Genomic DNA, 17,866 nt, shown 5'->3' on the forward strand with positions numbered 1-17,866 from the left:
AGTGCATGGATATTTTGGGTGAAAATTAAATTATATTTACATTGCAAAAAACTCATTTCAAATTGACTTGAGTTGGCAAATGCAGCACCACTTGTGCATCCTCAACAACATCTAAGCGTAAGATGGTGGATGCATCTAATTCATTTAATAACTGACTTAGTGGTCCACCATGACGAATCAATTTAACATGTTTTGGCAAGAGTTTTTGAGTGAATGAAAGTGTGTTGGTCAAAACCTGAGTTTGCTGCCATTGATGATCAACTTGATGCAACATCGTTGTTTTACTGATTCGAGATTCTGGTTTTAGTTTCTTTAATTTCGGTGTTGTTGTCGTTAAACTAAGATCTGGTTGACCTATAGTATCTGTGAGATATGCATGGATTGTCGATGTATTGATATTGACATGAATTTCAGTCAGCCATTTAGGAAGTTGATAGCCATGTACTCCTCTGATACGTGCAATTTCAGTATCTACAGGGAGCGCGACAACATGAGCATAGAAATGGCGTTGACGCATGGAACGGAATAATTCTAAGGCATGTGAAACTTTTGCTTGTGGTTGGCGTACAACAATTGCGACTGAAACTTCGTTATATGGGTCATTATCACAAACATCATAATGGAAAAATGTCAGTGCCACTAAGCCATAACCAGGGAGTGCTTGCAGTGGCTCTAATGGTTGTGGAAGTTTATTTCTGAGTTGTCGAATGGGTGCCAACATTAAAAGTTGAACATTTGAACTCTTATAATAGAAATTCGGTGCCCAAACCAGTCCGACTCTCGATGCTATTTGCTTCTTAGGAATTTTTCGAAAAAAATCGATATTTCCAACAGTAGCGTCTTGAGCGACTTGATCCAAATCGGGATTCATCCTAAAGCGATCATAATATCCACCTGCTGGGACTTTGACCTTATATTGTCCAAATTCAACTTCAGTAAACTGCTTATCAGTATTCATTTTAGTTAACCTTTACATGGGAAGCAGGACTAAACCATATGGATTGACTGGCTTAGAGCTTGATGTAATCACTATAAGTTTGAAGTGGACTTTAAGGTCAAGTCGAAAAAATATAACAAATAAATATCCTTGGGAAGCATGTTGCAAGATTGTAAAGTGAAGACCTTTTTTAAAACTGGAATTTAAAAATAAATTGATAGCGATTAAGGCTCAAACATAAAACTGTTATTTTCAACTGTTTTTTTGATTTACATTTTTGCTATCAGGCGATAACTAAAAGTGTTGACCATCAAGTTTACTTTAATCTTAGTATTGAAATGTAATCCAACAATTCATTTCCAATAGGAATGGGATTTGTACGCATTGATTAAAACATAGATCAACAATTGAAATGTAAATCTCAAACGGGAGAAATAAGCATGGCATATGTTACAACAAAAGATGGTGTGGAAATTTTCTATAAAGATTGGGGACCGAAAGATGCACAAGTTTTGTTTTTTCATCACGGATGGCCGCTTAGCTCGGATGATTGGGATGCACAATTATTGTTCTTTTTAAATGAAGGCTTCCGAGTCGTTGCCCATGACCGTCGAGGACATGGGCGATCAAGTCAGGTTTGGGATGGGCATGATATGGATCATTATGCGGATGATGTCGCAGAAGTGGTTAAGCATTTGCGAATAAAGAATGCTGTACATATTGGACATTCTACTGGCGGGGGTGAAGTTGTACATTACATAGCACGACATGGAGAGGAGAATGTTGCTAAAGCCGTCTTGGTCAGTGCAGTACCACCATTAATGTTAAAAACAGAAAATAATCCAAACGGTTTAGCTAAAGAAGTTTTTGATGATTTACAAAGTCAGTTATTTAAAAACCGTGCGCAGTTTTATTACGATTTACCAGCCGGTCCTTTCTACGGATTTAATCGTCCAAATAGCAAAAGGTTAGAGCCTGTGATTTTAAATTGGTGGCGTCAAGGTATGATGGGAGGTGCAAAAGCACACTATGATGGCATCGTGGCTTTTTCCCAAACAGACTTTACGGAAGACCTTAAAAAAATTTCAGTGCCAGTTTTGGTCATGCATGGCGATGATGATCAGATCGTACCCTATGAAAACTCAGGTGTTCTTTCTGCGAAACTGGTTCAAAATGGCACATTAAAAACCTATAAAGGTTACTCACATGGCATGTTGACCATTAATGCTGATGTGATCAATCCTGATCTTTTAGCATTTATTCGTGCTTAATCAAATCGACATGAATTTAAAATAGAGGCAGTGATGTCTCTATTTTTTTTGCTCGGTTGATGTAGTAAGGAGAAGAGTAATATCATCTAAAATTTAATTTAAGTGTTTGAAATTATTTTTAATTTAATTTTTATTCTGATTTTTAAGTGTATTATTTAATATATTAAATTTAATTTATAAAAACACACAATATTTGATCTCAATTTTGCGGCTCGTAATACAATAAAAAGGAAGTATTAATGTATGCTTTGTTTATTTTTTGTTCATTTTGGCCATTCAGTTATTTGCTAAGAAATAGCATGATTTTTATACATTAATAAGTAATCTATTCAATTCATTGAGCTTTTTAACTTGCTTATTAAAACTTCAATCTAAAGTTAAAATCACTTGAATTATGCTTGTTTACAACTCAGTTACAAAAAAATAATAATTTAATTAAAACTGAAAAATCAATTTAATGATTATTTAAGATATTAAAAAATATAAATAAATAATTTATCTCAAAAATTGATAGTTTTGCTAGGAATCGTATCTCTTTCTTTAAAAAGTGTGACATTGTTTACATTTTTGTCTGAGTGTGCATAATACACATCGACCAACACTAATCATTTTTGTTTGTATAGGACACTTGGTATGAAAAAGATTTTTTTAGCGGCATCAGTTGCAGTTTTAGGGGTTTCTAGTGCTTTTGCAGCAGATGGTACAATTACAATTAACGGTTTAGTTACTGATAAAACTTGTGACATCGTTACACCACAAGGTAAAGACTTTACAGTAAGCCTTCCAACTGTATCTAAGCAAACACTTGCTAAAACAGGTGATGTTGCTGGTCGTACTCCTTTCACAATCAACTTAGCAAACTGTTCAGAAGGTAAAGTTGCAACTTACTTCGAACCAGGTTCAACTGTTGACTTCGGTACTGGTCGTTTAAACAACCAAAATGCTACTGCGAACGGTGCTAAAAACGTTCAAGTTCAACTTTTAGGTTCTAACAACCAATTCATTCCAGTACTTGCTGCTGGTGCTTCTGGTGCGCAAACGAACTCTCAATGGGTAGACGTTGCTGATAAAGGTTCAGCTGATCTTAACTACTATGCTGAATACTATGCAACTGATGCTTCTGCTGCTGGTAAAGTTACAACTTCAGTTCAATATACTATTATCTATCAATAATTTTTATTGAATTGTGCAGAGCTAAAGTGGGTCAGCCCACTTAGCTCTTTTACTTTATTTTAGGTAGAGATAATCGTTATGTTCTTGAATCATTCCTTTTTTAAAAAAGGTTTACTGGCACTTTTAATTCCGTTTGGTGCAGCAAATGCTGAAATCATTATTCATGGTACTCGTGTGATTTATCCATCTGATTCACGTGAAATTACCTTACAAGTGAGTAATAACGGAAATAATCCTGCATTGGTTCAAGCATGGATTGATGAGGGGGATGCTAAATCTACACCTGATCAATCAAAAGCCCCTTTTATGATTGCACCACCGATTTCACGGGTGGAAGCAAAAAAAGGACAGTCTTTACGTATAAGCAGTATGCCTAAAGCAAATGAATTAAGTAAAACTCAAGAAACGTTATTTTGGTTGAATATTTTGGATATTCCACCGAAGCCTTCCGCCAAAGATCAAAATGTTGTACCAGAGAACTTTTTACAACTCGCGATTCGTTCACGTATTAAGTTTTTTTATCGTCCGAGCGGAATTAAAGAAGATGCTGCTTTAGCACCTGAAAAGTTGCAATGGAGCAGTAATGGAACACAGTTGGCAATTAAAAACCCGACGCCATTTTATATTACCTTGACTTCGATTATGCAAGATCAGTCAGGTAAACGCGTTGATTTACTTGCTGAAGGTTTAATGTTGAAACCGTTTTCTGATGGAACTGTGAACTTAAAAGGTTCGAATGTCGCAAAAATGACTTTCACCACAATCAATGATTATGGTGGTCGTGTAGAGCGCAATATTAAATTGCCTTAAATTGGCAAGGCTTTAAATTTCACTGTGATGCGTCATTTAAAGCACTTTTGAATAATGATGAAACACCTTTAATCATTCCATTTAACTGAGAGTAAGCGAATTAAAAACCTATTCATTTGTCAATAGGCAGACTTCTTTATGCAAAAAAATGAACAAAGCTATAAGTGGATCAAGCGACATATTCGTTATTATGTGGCTTGTGGCGTGATTACACTTAGCATTCCAGCTCTAGTTAATGCAACTGAAACTGACTTAGACGGGACAGAACAGTCTCCGACTGCTGCAGAAGCAGAATTTGATTCGGCTTTTTTAATTGGCGACGCTAAAAAGATTGATGTAAATCGTTTTAAATATGGTAATCCTGTTTTACCTGGCGATTACAATGTCGATATTTATGTCAATGGAAATTGGTTTGGCAAACACCGTATGGTGTTTAAAGCCACTGAAAATAATCAAAATGCCTATACCTGCTTTAACTCAAGCCAACTTTTAGAATATGGCGTTAAAGCAGAAGTATTAAAAAAAGGTGAAAGCACTTATCCAACTGGATGTCAGAAAATTGAACAGTGGGTAGAAGATTCGTTTTATGAATTTGATACCTCACGTTTACGTGTTGACATCTCTATTCCACAAGTGGCTATGCAAAAAAATGCACAAGGCTATGTTGACCCAAGTGTTTGGGATCGTGGCATTAATGCTGCATTTCTTTCTTATAATGCCAGTGCCTACAAAACTTTTAATAAATTGCAGGGTGGTGAAGAAACCACCAATGCCTTTACTTCAGTAACTGCTGGGGCAAATTTAGCGGGTTGGCAATTTCGTCACAATGGTCAATGGCAGTGGCAAGATCGAACAACGGTTGATCATACTTCTAAATCAAGTTATGACGCGATCAGCACTTATGTTCAACGTGCGTTTCCTCAATACAGAGGTGTATTGACCTTAGGTGAAAGCTTCACTGATGGTGAAATCTTTGATTCATACGGCTATCGTGGTGTCGATTTCTCCAGTGATGACCGTATGCTTCCAAACAGCATGATTGGTTATGCACCACGTATTCGCGGCAACGCAAAAACCAATGCAAAAGTCGAAGTACGTCAACAAGGTCAACTTATTTATCAAACGACGGTAGCGCCGGGTAGTTTTGAGATTAATGACCTCTATCCTACAGGTTTTGGTGGTGAGCTAGAGGTTTCTATTTTAGAAGCCAATGGTGAAGTTCAGCGTTATTCGATTCCTTATGCATCTGTTGTACAAATGCTACGTCCGGGAATGAGCCGTTATTCTGTTTCAATGGGGCAATTCCGTGATAAAGATATCGACCTTGATCCATTTATCGTACAGGGTAAATATCAACGCGGGGTCAACAACTCAATTACAGCGTATGGTGGTGTACAGTTCTCTGAAGATTATTCAGCTGTGACACTAGGAAGTGCATTTGCTACACCGATTGGTGCAGTCGCACTCGATGTGACACACTCTCAAGCTGATTTTGAGCGCCGTAAAAGTGAAAGTGGGCAAAGTTTCCGAATCAGCTACAGTAAGTTGATTACCCCTACAGATACCAATTTAACTTTGGCGGCTTATCGATACTCTACTGAAAACTTCTATAAGTTACGTGATGCTATCTTAGTTCAAGATTTAGACAAGAAAGGCATCAGTTCTACGCATGTTGGCAAACAGCGTAGTGAATTTCAGATCACGTTAAATCAAGGACTTCCAGAAGGCTGGGGGAACATGTACGTGACAGGTTCATGGGTAGATTATTGGAATCGTCAAGAAACGACACGTCAATATCAGGTCGGTTATAGCAATTCTTACCGTGGTTTGACTTATGGCTTGTCAGCGATCAATCGTAATATCGAAAATAAAGCCACAAAAGTAACCAGTAATGATACTGAGTATATGCTGACATTATCATTGCCATTGTCCTTTAAGAAAAGCTCAGCCAACTTAAACTCAATCATGACGCAAGATAATGCGACAGTGGGTGTGAGTGGTGTGGTTGGTGATCGTTTTAACTATGGTACGTCTGTATCGACGCGTTATGGCGACAATCCAAGTGCTAACTTGAATGCACAGTATCGTACAAACTATGCAACTGTAGGTGGTTCTTATAGTGTTGCTGATGGTTATGAACAAGCAATGTTGACAGCACGTGGTAATATTGTTGCACATCCTCAAGGCGTATTGTTTGGACCTGATCAAGGTCAAACCATGGTCTTGGTTTATGCTCCTGAAGCAGCAGGTGCAAAAGTCAATAATGCGACGGGTTTAAGTATCAATAAATCAGGTTATGCCGTTATTCCATATGTGACACCTTATCGTTTAAATGACATTACACTTGACCCTGAAGGTATGTCTGCGGATGTTGAGTTGGATGGTACCAGCCAACGTATCGCTCCTTATGCAGGTTCAATTTCACAAGTCAGTTTTGTGACTAAACTGGGTAAGGCAATTTATATTCACAGTATGAAAGAGAATGGTGACACGCTACCTTTTGCAGCAGAAGTATATGATACAAAAGGTGAAAATGTCGGTATGGTTGCGCAGGGCAGTATGGTTTACTTGAGAACCAATACCACGGCAGATACAGTAACGGTTAAATGGGGCGAAAATGCCGATGAGCAATGTCGCATTCAGTATGATGTTTCGGCGCAAGCAGCAGACAAAAAGCAAACCATGATCATGGCGGAAGGTGTGTGTCAATGAACTATAAAGTTTTAAACAGTGTATTCCTGCTTTTAGCTGGAGCAGTCAGTTCAGGGGCTTATGCTGCTTGTATACCTGATCGAGGGTTCTCAACAGTAGATGTCAGTATGGCAGTAGGACGTGTGGTTGTTCGACCAAGCGATGCTGTTGGCAAAGTTTTGAAAAAAGCGTCCTTTCCAATCAAACCGAATGGGTCAACCTATAGTTGTGGCAGTTCTGGTACGCTTGAGGCAGTTCATACTCAAAATTATTCATTGAGCCCTATCGGTAATTCTGTTTTTAATACCAATATTGATGGTATTGGTATCCGTTTATATCGAGAAGCACCGTCAGCTCCAGGTTTTGCTGATTATTATCCTTACCGACGTACTGCAACGGGTAGACGTGTTTTGGCTGAAGGTTTTTTTATTGTTGAAATTGTAAAAACTGGAACTTCTACAGGCTCGGGTGCACTTGTTCCGGGTACATATAGTAGCTATCGTTCAGCAGATCGCCCAAACCCACCTTGGTTAACCAGTACAGTTTATGGCAATGCCATTACCATTGCTTCGTCTTCATGTGAAATATTAGGTAATATCAATAAAACGGTAAACCTTCCAACCGTGAATAAAGCTGATTTCAAAGGTGTCGGTTCTACCCAAGGCGAACAAGCATTTGACCTGAACATTTTATGTAATGGCGGTAAAAATCCAACAGGTTATGAAGAAACCAATAAAATTAGCCTAAGTTTTGATTATGATGCGGTGAGTAGTAGCATGCAGAATGTCCTTGCCAATACTAACGCTACTGGAACCAGCGCTTCTGGTGTGGGCGTACAATTGCAGTCTCAATATAAAAATGCCAATCGTGTGATTGCTAAAAATGACAAGCTGGAATTGGGTACTTTAAAGTCAAATGACAACATTCAATACAATGTTCCAATGACTGCACGTTACTATCAAACAGCAACCAAAGTGACCCCCGGAAAAGTCCGAGCTATGGCAACCGTCACAATTGAATATGATTAATTGAAGTAAATCATATTTTACTTCAATTATTTTTTTATTTATCCACTGGATAATCTTGTATTAATAATAAGGTTATGTAATTAATTAACTACACCATTTCTTTAAAGGGGATTGAGATGGAGTTAATTAAAAAATTAGCCTTTTTATTAATAACATTTAGTATATCGATTTTAAGTTTAAATGCATCTGCTGAGGAGATCATGTTTTACGGGGATATAGTAGAATTTACCTGTGAAAGAGATTCAAATAATTCAAATTGCAAAATGATTGATAGCACTGTTGAAGCGATTAAAAGCAAAGCAAACGTTGATAGCCTTAGCTTTAACAGCTTGATTGAAAAGCAAGGCAATAGCATGGTTCACCTCAATATAGAAGATTTAGAAAGTGATCTACATAAAATATTGGTTGTGGATTATTACTAAATAGAAATTATGTTAATTGCATCACGTTTATTTTAATATTTATATTATGTTTGGCTTTAAATATGGTTTAGTTTTTAATTGGATTATATTTAAAGCGCTTTTTAATATATTTGTTGAAGTAAACATTATTGAATCGGTGGAACTATTCTTTTTAAAATATCCATAAAAGTCTTTAAAATAATATTAACATTTTTGCCTTTATGTGTAATAAGACATATAGGTGTACTATAATGCATAACATTTTGCATAATAGGTTTCATAAAGCCATCTACGACCCATTTTCTCGCATAGTGATCGGGTAAAAAACCAATAAATTTACCAGTCAGTATAAGAAAAGCGATTCCTTCTCGATCACTTGCAGTAGCAGAACAGTTTAATAACTGATGTAACTTCATTGCTTCTGGGCTGATGGCATAGTTTGGAAGCACTGTATTCCATTGCTTGAGGTCTTTTGGGTTGATTTTACCTGTGTGGTTGAATAAAGGATGATTTTCCCCACAATATAAAAATGAGTTTTCTTGATATAAATGAAAGTAATCCAATCCTGACAGTGGACTGACCAAGGGAATGGCACCTGCATGTAAACGGTTATCTAAAACACGACATTCGATATCGGACAATGTACTCATGCTGATATTGATCACCACTTCTGAATTTTCTTCAGCGAGTTGCGCCAAAGATTTGGTGATATAAGCACTTTGCATGGTGACCAGATTATTAATGATCCCAATGTTGAATTCACCTTTCAATTGATTGTGCATTTGATTGATTTTGGCACGAAAGTCTTCAATCGAGGCGGTCAACATTTCAATGTATTGTAAAACCTCACGCCCTTCATCGGTGAGTGCAAAGCCCGCTCGCCCTCGTTGGCAAAGCCGAATACCTAAACGATTTTCAAGATCACTCATATGTAAACTAATCGCAGATCGGCTAATGCCAAGGATACTTTCGGCAGCAGTAAAGCTGTGGCAATCACATACTGTTTTAAAAATTTTAAGCAACTTTATATCAAAATCAGTCACTTGGTTTAATTTTTTCGGTTTCATTTAGTTTTACTTTTTTATATCTAAACTCAAGATAATTTGAATTTATCAAAACTATATCGCTTTGTACACTCAAGACATAACCCTAAAACAAGAAGAGTGATTATGTTTGAGATCGATACATCAACTGACCGTGACTATGCAGCGGAAGCAAGTCAATCCAATACGCAGATGAATTTGAACTATCAAGCTTACTGGATGCCGTTTTCTGCAAATCGTAATTTTCATCAAGATCCACGTATGATCGTTGGGGCACAAGGATCGTATTTAATTGATAGCCATGGGCGTGAAATTTATGACTCATTGTCAGGTTTATGGACCTGTGGTGCAGGGCATACGAGAACTGAAATTCAACAGGCAGTCAGTCAACAACTGGCGAAATTGGATTATTCACCAGCGTTCCAGTTTGGTCATCCTCTGGCTTTTCAATTGGCTGAAAAAATTATTCAGCATATGCCTGAAAAACTACAACATGTTTTCTTTACGGATTCAGGTTCAGAATCCGCAGATACCGCGATCAAAATGGCACGCGCGTATTGGCGAATTCAAGGAAAACCAAGTAAGACCAAATTGATTGGTCGAGCACGTGGTTATCATGGGGTAAATGTTGCAGGTACCAGTTTAGGTGGCATTGGTGGGAACCGCAAAATGTTTGGGCAATTGATGGATGTTGATCATTTGCCTCATACTTTACAATCCCATTTGAGCTTCACCAAAGGCTGTGCAGAAACTGGTGGCGTAGCGTTGGCGGATGAATTGCTCAAGCTGATTGAGTTGCATGATGCTTCTAATATTGCAGCAGTGATTGTAGAACCAGTGTCTGGCTCGGCAGGCTGTATTGTGCCACCTACAGGGTATCTACAACGCCTAAGAGAAATCTGTGATCAACACGATATTTTACTTATTTTCGATGAAGTCATTACTGGTTTTGGACGTATCGGAAAATGGACTGCGTCGGAATATTTTGGGGTAAGCCCAGATATATTGACCTTTGCTAAACAAATTACCAATGGTGCAATTCCTTTAGGTGGCGTGGTGGCGAGCCATGAAATCTATGATGCCTTTATGCAACAAGATCTGCCTGAACATGCGGTTGAATTTACCCACGGCTATACCTATTCAGCGCATCCAGTGGCTTGTGCTGCAGCATTAGCAACCTTGGATGTTATCGAAAAAGAAAACTTAATTTCTCAGTCTGCAATTTTAGCGCCAAGTTTTGAAAAACTGATTCATGAATTAAAAGGTGCACCTCATATTCTTGATATTCGTAACTGTGGATTAATCGGTGCCTTACAATTAGCTCCTCGTGATGGAGATGCGACAATTCGTGGCTTTGAAATAGGAATGAAGTTGTGGAAAGCAGGCTTTTATGTTCGCTTTGGTGGTGACACCATTCAATTTGGACCGATGTTTAACAGTACTGAAGCACAGCTATCTCGATTAATGAATGCTGTTGGAGATACCTTATACCAAGTGAAATAAGTTTTGTAAATGAAATCAAAGCTCATGGAAAATGACGGTAGACAAGGAAAAGTGATGAATAATTTAGAAAATTTTAGTCCAGCATCATCAGATACAGATTTTACAGAAACAATCGAAACGGTTGATATCGTTGGACATTTTATTCAAGGTGGTCTGGTTGCTAACACCACCAGAAAACAAGCTGTGTATTATCCAGCAACAGGTCAGGTTAGCAAACAGGTAGCACTTGCTGATACTGCACTGGTCAATCAAGTCGTTGAGCTTGCGCAACAAGCATTCCCGGAATGGCGTGATACACCTGTGATTAAGCGAGCGCGAGTAATGTTTAAGTTTAAACAATTACTTGAAGAAAATGCGGACAAACTCTGTGAATTAATTGGACAGGAACATGGCAAAATTTGTCATGATGCCAAAGGTGAATTGCAACGTGGCATTGAAAATGTTGAATATGCTTGTGGAGCACCTGAATTTTTAAAAGGTGAATTTTCAAAAAATGTCGGTCCAGATATTGATTCATGGAGCGAATTTCAACCTTTAGGTGTGGTTGCTGGAATTACCCCATTCAATTTCCCTGCGATGGTGCCACTGTGGATGTTTCCAATGGCAATTGTCTGTGGCAACTGCTTTATTCTGAAACCCTCAGAAAAGACTCCATCCGCAGCCCTATATTTAGCTGAATTGTTGAAACAAGCGGGTTTACCAGATGGTGTGTTCAATGTGGTCAATGGTGATAAAGAAGCAGTCGATGCTTTGCTCCATCATCCAAAAGTACAAGCCATGAGTTTTGTTGGTTCTACCCCGATCGCTGAATATATTTATCGTACAGCAACCTCAACAGGCAAACGTTGTCAGGCATTAGGCGGTGCAAAAAATCATGCCATTATCATGCCCGATGCGGATATTGATAATGTAGTCAACTCATTGTTGGGTGCTGCTTTTGGCTCATCTGGTGAGCGTTGTATGGCATTGTCTGTCGCCGTGGCAATCGGTGATGAGGTTGCCGATCTTGTGATCGAAAAACTCAAACTGGAAATGCAACAGTTAAAGTATGGGCACTATGCCGATGAGCAAAATGACTTTGGACCGCTCATTACACAAGCACATAAAGAGAAAGTAGAAGCTTTTATCCAAAGTGCTGAACAACAAGGTGCTAAAATTGTTGTGGATGGACGCAATGCGAAGCCATTAGGTTATGAAACAGGTTTTTTTGTTGGTCCTACTTTGATTGATCAAGTCTCATCAGAAATGGTCAGCTATCAACAGGAAATTTTTGGTCCTGTTTTACAGGTGATCCGCGTAGCAACCATGCAAGAGGCGATGCAATTGATTAATGAGCATGAGTATGGAAATGGGACTTGTATCTATACACGTGATGGAGAAGCCGCACGTTATTTTACCAGCCATGTTCAAGTAGGCATGGTGGGCGTAAATGTACCATTACCTGTACCAGTCGCCTACCATAGTTTTGGTGGTTGGAAGCGTTCATTGTTTGGTGACTTATATGCTTATGGTCCAGATGGTGTGCGTTTTTATACGCGTCGCAAGACCATTACCCAACGTTGGCCCTCAGCTCAAATCCGTGAGTCCAAACAATTTGCAATGCCAACTTTAAATTAGCGTTGCGATCCAGAGAGAAAATCCTTAGTTTTCTCTCTTTATTTTTAATAGGAATTTAAAAATGTAATTCAAAGTTTTATAAAAGCATGACCATTTTCCAAAGCGTTGCGACAAAGCTCAGATTTGAAATGGAAACTGCTGCTGATTATTTTAAGGAATAAAATATGAATAGTGCAAAAACAACAAAACTAGGTGAAGGACTTTCCAACCGACATATCACGATGATTAGTATCGGTGGTGTAATTGGTGCAGGTTTATTTGTTGGTTCTTCTGCTGCAATTGCAAAGGCGGGTCCTGCTGCTGTACTTGCTTATATTATTACCAGTGTGATCGTTTTTTTAGTGATGCGCATGCTTGGAGAAATGGCCGTAGCTCAACCCGATACAGGTTCTTTTTCTACCTATGCACGTAAAGCGATTGGTCCTTGGGCAGGTTTTACTGTTGGATGGTTATATTGGTGGTTTTGGGTCTTGGTGATCCCGATCGAAGCGATTGCAGGTGCTGAAATTTTACATGCTTGGTTTCCACAAGTCTCCAGTGCGATTTATGCTTTTGCATTTATTATTTTACTGAGTCTTGCCAACTTCTTTAGCACAAAAAGTTTTGGCGAGTTTGAGTTCTGGTTTGCTTTAATCAAAGTGATTGCGATCTTGTTGTTTATTGTGATTGGTGCAACAGCAGTATTTGGACTTTGGCCTTTGGCTCGAGATGTAAGTGGTGTGGGAAATTTATTTTCCAATGGTGGATTTATGCCTCATGGCATGGGCGGTGTGTTGTCAGCGATCCTAATCTCAGCATTTTCATTTTTTGGTATTGAAATCCTCTCTATCGCAGCAGCCGAATCAAAAAATCCACAGGAAAAAATTAAACGTGCGACTAATTTAGTGCTCTATCGTATTATTTTATTTTTTGTTGTTTCGATATTTCTTGCCGTGGCCTTGGTCGATTGGCGTTCACCCGACTTACAAAAGTTAGGTACATTTCAGTATGTATTAGTGAGCCTAAATGTCCCTCAAACTAAATTGATTATGGATATGGTGGTGTTCATTGCGGTTGCGAGCTGTATGAATGCGGCGGTTTATACTTCTTCAAGAATGCTGTTTGCTTTGGGAGCACGCAACGAAGCACCAAGACTGGTCACTAAAATTAATGGTTCGGGTGTACCAACAATTGCAGTATTTGCTTCGACTTTTATTGGCTTGATTTGTTGTGCTGTGAATTATATGTTCCCAGGACAGGTTTTTGGCTTCTTACTGTCAACTACAGGCTCTATTGCTTTGGTGGTTTACTTGGTGATCGCTGTTTCGCAATTGCGTTCACGACATCAGTTGGAAAAAAGGGGCGCGCAGATTAGCTTTAAAATGTGGATGTTCCCTTGGCTGACTTGGTTTGTAATTGCCATCATCATGAGTGTGTTGTCTTATATGTTTTTATCACCACAGTACAGTTATGAAACAACCTTGTCCTTGGGTGTAACTTCTATCGTAGTGATATGTGGTGTACTGGTGACCCGTAAGAATAAAACAACCAAAAGAGTAGTCGTACAAGTAGATTAGAGAATTTGCTCCAGTTTGTTTAAAAGATCAAACATTGCTAAAGTGATTTAATTGAGCTGTCAGAATTTATCCACTTTGAAGCCTCTATTCGTTGGCTGATAAAGTGGATAAATTTTATTTAAAAAATAATTTGATTCGTTCAATCAATTGTAGGGATATTCTTGAGTGTTTCTACCCACCATTGACCAAAGCTTGAATATGTTGAGGGAAATTTGCTTCAGCACCTGCAGCATTCACATGGTCAAAATATTGATACCAACCACTGTTACGAATACCATCAAGGAGTGCTTCGCGCGCTTGTGAATTGGAAAAACGCCAAATTCCTAAATATTGATGAGCTGTACTTTGGTCAATTGGAGAAATGGTTTCCGTCAGAGTCAAAACTTCAACACCCATACTTGATAAGTTTCCTAAAGCCTCGCCAACTTTACTCAGATATTCCATTCTTTGTTCATTTGGAAGTGCCTGCCAAGTGGTCTTTGGTGTATATAATTCAACGAGATAGTGGTACATATTGTTTTCCTTTCTTGGGTCGTTTTAAAGTTTTAAATAGAGGTTTTGTTAGATCTTGATATTTTAAGCTTGTGGATGAATCAAGTTTTGAGAAACTTTCTCCAAAAGTGCGGTGAGCTGTATGCGTTCTTGTATCGTTAAGTTGCCAAAAATCTGTGCAATCCAACGACTATGTTGTTCAAACACAATTTTCGCTGTTTGTTTGCCTTGCTCGGTCAGATGAATCTTTAAAGCGCGTCGGTCATCATGGTCAGCATGACGTATGATCAGTTCATCCCGTTCTAATCCATCCAACAAACCAGTCACTGTTGCACGTGTAATACCTGCTTTCTCAGCAATATCTTTTGGAGCTAAACCTTGAGGTGATGCATCTAATAAGAATAGAACGATAAAACGACCTTCGGTTAAACCATGTGGGGCGAGTTGCATTGCACAGTCATGATCAATCAAAGATGCGAGTGAAAGGGTTTGAAAGCATAGTTTTATACTTTCAAGGTTCGCAATGTTTTGTTTGCTCGCTTCCTCCAAGAGGGCTCGGTATTTTTGTTCTAGCTTCATTTTATTAGCTGCTATATAGTATGGTGGCTAACTATATGCGTCATATCAAATATTGTCAACTTAATTGAGTCAAGGTTTAGTTAAATTTGAGTCAAAAAATATTGATGAAATTGTTGAATTTTGATTTAAAGAATAAATTTAAAATGATGTGTTTTAAGTTTTTTATAAAGATATTTTTGATAATCAAATTTTGATGATTGAATAAAAGTGGGTGATTGGATTGCTTTTTTGATCTTTATTTTTTTGGAGTCTAGAAATCAGTCAAAATAGGTATTTGCTAAAGTGGATCAAAAACAATCATGGATAGAGTAGTTAAAAGCTTAGAAAATTTGATAGGTTTTTTACAATTACTCTAAATCAATTAGAGCAGAATAGAATGAAAACCTTGGAGTGAGCATATCTTTAAGCTCATGGGTAGGTGTTAGATACGATTCAAGATATGTCCTGAGTTCAAGAATAACTATGAATATGTCAATAACTTAGCATTTCTATATTTTATTTAAAGGGCTAAATTTAACGATATTGAAAGTCAGTTTTTCATGTAAAATTATTAGAAATTTAAATGAAAATGATTATAATTGCGATTAAATTTTTTTGGCTGTTGTTTAATGCAATTTAATAAATCCTCCCTGACATTTTCTGTGCTTGCCATCATGGCAAGTACTGCCTATGCACAAACTGAAGTTGGTCTTGAACAGCATGCAGATACTCAGAAACTCCCCACCATTACGGTTCAAGCAGAAAATAATCAGCAGCCTTATGCAGCAAAAACAGCAAATGCTGTTTTAAGATCGAATACGCCTTTATTTGAAACAGCTCAGTCGATTAGTGCAATCGGTCAGCAACAGATTGAACAAAAGCAAGCGAAAACTGTGGCTGAGGCATTGGAAGGTGTGGCAGGGGTCACGTCAGGACAATATGGTCGCCGTGGGTGGGATGACTTTATTATTCGTGGGCAGATTTCAAGTTCGCAAACTTTTATTGATGGTCTACGGATACAGGCATCTGATAATGTTTTGCGTGCTGAAGATATTTCGGGTTTAGAATCCATCGAAGTAGTCAAAGGACCAACTTCCGTGGGCTTTGGACTTGCCTTGCCTGGAGGACTGGTAAATTTAACGACTAAGCGTCCACAAGCTGAAACAGCCTATAAAGCAACACTGAGTTATGGAAGTTATGGTTTAAAAGAAGGGACATTTGATCTTAACTATGCACCCAATAATAGTGCAAAAGGTGCTTTTCGAGTTGTCGGACGAGTATCTGATCAGGATGACCCTACTGATCACGTTTATTTTAAAAATCAATATATCGCACCATCTTACAATTTTGATTTAGGTGATAAAAACGATCTTTCTGTCATTGCCAGTTATCAACATCGTGAATATATTCGTCAACAAGGCATTCCATATAGCAAAGGCAATTATAAAAACTATCCATCAAGCCTATTTTTTGGTGAAACTGATCATGGTTATGATGTTGATGTTTATCGTCTCGGTGCAAATTATGCCCATTATTTTGACAATGACTGGGTGTTTAAACAGAACTTTGCCATCACTAAAACAGATACACAGGGCAATCCGATATTGGCATCAGGAAGCAATACATTACCGACAATAAAACGTGCAATTAACAACCAAGATAAACAGGACTTGAACTATACCTTAGACAACAATTTGCAACGTAATTTTGATCTTGGAAAGGTCAATTATGATGTGATGGTTGGGGTCGATATGATGCGTGAACGAAGTGATTATGCACGTCGAACAGATACCATTAATGCTTTTAATGCAGATCGTCCTGTCTATGGAATCACCAGCACAAAATTAGGTACGCCAACTCAAGCATTGACTTATAGTCAGTACGCAGGGCTCTATCTCCGCAATACCATTAAGGTGGATGATCATTGGATTTTCGGGCTATCAGGTCGTCATGATTGGACACAAATCGAAATTGATAATGTTTTAAAAAATACCAGCACTAAGAACTCAGATCGTGCATTTACTGGTAGTGGTTCAGTGATGTACCGCATCAATGATATGTTTGCACCTTACATCAGCTACTCTACTTCATTTATGCCTGTGACCGATGCAGGAGAAAATGGACAATTATTGAATCCTGAAAAGGGTAAACAAGCCGAGGTTGGGGTTAAATTACAAGCACTTGATCAGCGTTTACAAGGTTATGTAGCCTATTATGATTTAACTCGCAGAAATGTCACAGAAACAGATGCTTCTGGAAATTTTTCGATTCAAACAGGTGAACAAGTCACTAAAGGGTTTGAAGCTGAAATAGCAGCAGCAATCACCAATCAATGGAATATTTCAGCGAATTACAGTTATATCCCAACCGCAAAAGTGACTGAAAGTGTGATCAGCAGCGACATTGGTAAGCGTAGTAACCATGTGCCTAAAAATGCCAGTTCATTGTCGACTCAATATTATTTTAGTCCAGATAAATTAGGTTGGAATATTGGTGCTGGCATTCGTTATCAAAGTTCTCGAACTGCACAACGTAATGCTGACTTCGTCTATCTACCAAGTTATGCATTATTTGATGTCAATGCAGGATATGAGGCTAAAAATTGGGGTGCAGGGCTGAGTATTAAAAACTTATTTGATCGAGAATATCTAGCCGGAACGACACCGAATGCTCAATTGGTCAATTGGGGTGATCCAATGATGGTGCGCTTGAATGTGAAGTTTAAGTATTAAATAAAAGGCTATTTTCTAAATATAACGCATTATTTTAGTATTCAACTCAGTGGG

Annotated in this window: 14 protein-coding genes; 10 read left to right on the forward strand and 4 right to left on the reverse strand. The window is 38.2% G+C overall.

Features of this window, described 5'->3' with window-relative positions; genetic code table 11:
* Positions 1–52: 52 nt before the first annotated feature.
* Entirely contained in the window at positions 53–958 is a 906-nt protein-coding gene (locus TOL5_RS07330) for an acetoacetate decarboxylase family protein (RefSeq protein ID WP_171428621.1), read from the reverse strand.
* Positions 959–1,377: 419 nt separating this feature from the next.
* Here TOL5_RS07330 and TOL5_RS07335 point away from each other — a divergent pair, with 419 nt between their 5' ends.
* From TOL5_RS07335 to TOL5_RS07360, 6 genes are all read left to right on the forward strand, one after another.
* Positions 1,378–2,208, forward strand: a complete 831-nt coding sequence (locus TOL5_RS07335) for an alpha/beta fold hydrolase (RefSeq protein WP_121773876.1) — start codon at positions 1,378–1,380, stop codon at positions 2,206–2,208.
* Positions 2,209–2,841: 633 nt separating this feature from the next.
* Positions 2,842–3,381 (forward strand): fimbrial protein, encoded by a 540-nt coding sequence (locus TOL5_RS07340; RefSeq protein WP_009584595.1) that lies wholly within the window; start codon positions 2,842–2,844, stop codon positions 3,379–3,381.
* Between the two features lie 78 nt (positions 3,382–3,459).
* The gene (locus TOL5_RS07345; RefSeq protein ID WP_004829024.1) at positions 3,460–4,191 is read left to right on the forward strand and encodes a molecular chaperone; all 732 of its coding nucleotides are present in this window, start codon (positions 3,460–3,462) and stop codon (positions 4,189–4,191) included.
* A 138-nt stretch (positions 4,192–4,329) separates the two neighbouring features.
* Entirely contained in the window at positions 4,330–6,903 is a 2,574-nt protein-coding gene (locus tag TOL5_RS07350) for a fimbria/pilus outer membrane usher protein (RefSeq protein ID WP_046761515.1), read from the forward strand.
* Positions 6,900–7,910, forward strand: coding sequence for a fimbrial protein (locus TOL5_RS07355; protein ID WP_005032557.1), 1,011 nt, complete (start codon positions 6,900–6,902; stop codon positions 7,908–7,910). The genes TOL5_RS07350 and TOL5_RS07355 overlap by 4 nt, the downstream gene beginning before the upstream one ends.
* Before the next feature lie 116 nt (positions 7,911–8,026).
* On the forward strand, positions 8,027–8,332 hold the full coding sequence (locus tag TOL5_RS07360) for a hypothetical protein (protein ID WP_004829019.1): 306 nt from the start codon (positions 8,027–8,029) through the stop codon (positions 8,330–8,332).
* A gap of 125 nt (positions 8,333–8,457) precedes the next feature.
* Here the strand turns inward: TOL5_RS07360 and TOL5_RS07365 are convergent, their stop codons facing one another.
* Positions 8,458–9,378 (reverse strand): LysR family transcriptional regulator, encoded by a 921-nt coding sequence (locus tag TOL5_RS07365; protein ID WP_005032554.1) that lies wholly within the window; start codon positions 9,376–9,378, stop codon positions 8,458–8,460.
* A gap of 102 nt (positions 9,379–9,480) precedes the next feature.
* On the opposite strand from TOL5_RS07365, the gene TOL5_RS07370 reads away from it, so the two are divergent.
* The 3 genes from TOL5_RS07370 to TOL5_RS07380 all read left to right on the forward strand — a co-directional run bounded on the left by TOL5_RS07370 (position 9,481) and on the right by TOL5_RS07380 (position 14,030).
* Positions 9,481–10,857 carry an aspartate aminotransferase family protein gene (locus tag TOL5_RS07370; RefSeq protein ID WP_121775705.1) on the forward strand — a complete coding sequence of 459 codons (1,377 nt, stop codon included), beginning with the start codon at positions 9,481–9,483 and terminating at the stop codon, positions 10,855–10,857.
* A 51-nt stretch (positions 10,858–10,908) separates the two neighbouring features.
* Positions 10,909–12,474 (forward strand): CoA-acylating methylmalonate-semialdehyde dehydrogenase, encoded by a 1,566-nt coding sequence (locus TOL5_RS07375; RefSeq protein WP_373467635.1) that lies wholly within the window; start codon positions 10,909–10,911, stop codon positions 12,472–12,474.
* Positions 12,475–12,638: 164 nt separating this feature from the next.
* Positions 12,639–14,030, forward strand: coding sequence for an amino acid permease (locus tag TOL5_RS07380; protein ID WP_121775704.1), 1,392 nt, complete (start codon positions 12,639–12,641; stop codon positions 14,028–14,030).
* 171 nt (positions 14,031–14,201) lie between these two features.
* On the opposite strand, the gene TOL5_RS07385 is transcribed toward TOL5_RS07380, so the two are convergent.
* Together TOL5_RS07385 and TOL5_RS07390 are read right to left on the reverse strand one after the other, a co-directional pair.
* Entirely contained in the window at positions 14,202–14,543 is a 342-nt protein-coding gene (locus TOL5_RS07385) for a DUF6616 family protein (protein ID WP_058967487.1), read from the reverse strand.
* A 63-nt stretch (positions 14,544–14,606) separates the two neighbouring features.
* Positions 14,607–15,101, reverse strand: coding sequence for a MarR family winged helix-turn-helix transcriptional regulator (locus tag TOL5_RS07390; RefSeq protein WP_058967486.1), 495 nt, complete (start codon positions 15,099–15,101; stop codon positions 14,607–14,609).
* A gap of 608 nt (positions 15,102–15,709) precedes the next feature.
* Here TOL5_RS07390 and TOL5_RS07395 point away from each other — a divergent pair.
* Entirely contained in the window at positions 15,710–17,812 is a 2,103-nt protein-coding gene (locus TOL5_RS07395; RefSeq protein WP_121775633.1) for a TonB-dependent siderophore receptor, read from the forward strand.
* The last annotated feature ends 54 nt before the right edge of the window (positions 17,813–17,866 follow it).

The organism is Acinetobacter sp. Tol 5 (assembly GCF_019702905.1).
Lineage (GTDB): Bacteria > Pseudomonadota > Gammaproteobacteria > Pseudomonadales > Moraxellaceae > Acinetobacter > Acinetobacter bereziniae.

Bases quoted from the DNA above. Each gene is read 5' to 3' on its own strand.
- TOL5_RS07380 (WP_121775704.1), top strand. From the start codon at position 12,639: ATGAATAGTGCAAAAACAACAAAACTAGGTGAAGGACTTTCCAACCGA.
- TOL5_RS07345 (WP_004829024.1), top strand. From the start codon at position 3,460: ATGTTCTTGAATCATTCCTTTTTTAAAAAAGGTTTACTGGCACTTTTA.
- TOL5_RS07330 (WP_171428621.1), bottom strand. From the start codon at position 958: ATGAATACTGATAAGCAGTTTACTGAAGTTGAATTTGGACAATATAAG.
- TOL5_RS07395 (WP_121775633.1), top strand. From the start codon at position 15,710: ATGCAATTTAATAAATCCTCCCTGACATTTTCTGTGCTTGCCATCATG.
- TOL5_RS07355 (WP_005032557.1), top strand. From the start codon at position 6,900: ATGAACTATAAAGTTTTAAACAGTGTATTCCTGCTTTTAGCTGGAGCA.
- TOL5_RS07390 (WP_058967486.1), bottom strand. From the start codon at position 15,101: ATGAAGCTAGAACAAAAATACCGAGCCCTCTTGGAGGAAGCGAGCAAA.
- TOL5_RS07370 (WP_121775705.1), top strand. From the start codon at position 9,481: ATGTTTGAGATCGATACATCAACTGACCGTGACTATGCAGCGGAAGCA.
- TOL5_RS07335 (WP_121773876.1), top strand. From the start codon at position 1,378: ATGGCATATGTTACAACAAAAGATGGTGTGGAAATTTTCTATAAAGAT.
- TOL5_RS07385 (WP_058967487.1), bottom strand. From the start codon at position 14,543: ATGTACCACTATCTCGTTGAATTATATACACCAAAGACCACTTGGCAG.
- TOL5_RS07340 (WP_009584595.1), top strand. From the start codon at position 2,842: ATGAAAAAGATTTTTTTAGCGGCATCAGTTGCAGTTTTAGGGGTTTCT.
- TOL5_RS07365 (WP_005032554.1), bottom strand. From the start codon at position 9,378: ATGAAACCGAAAAAATTAAACCAAGTGACTGATTTTGATATAAAGTTG.
- TOL5_RS07360 (WP_004829019.1), top strand. From the start codon at position 8,027: ATGGAGTTAATTAAAAAATTAGCCTTTTTATTAATAACATTTAGTATA.
- TOL5_RS07350 (WP_046761515.1), top strand. From the start codon at position 4,330: ATGCAAAAAAATGAACAAAGCTATAAGTGGATCAAGCGACATATTCGT.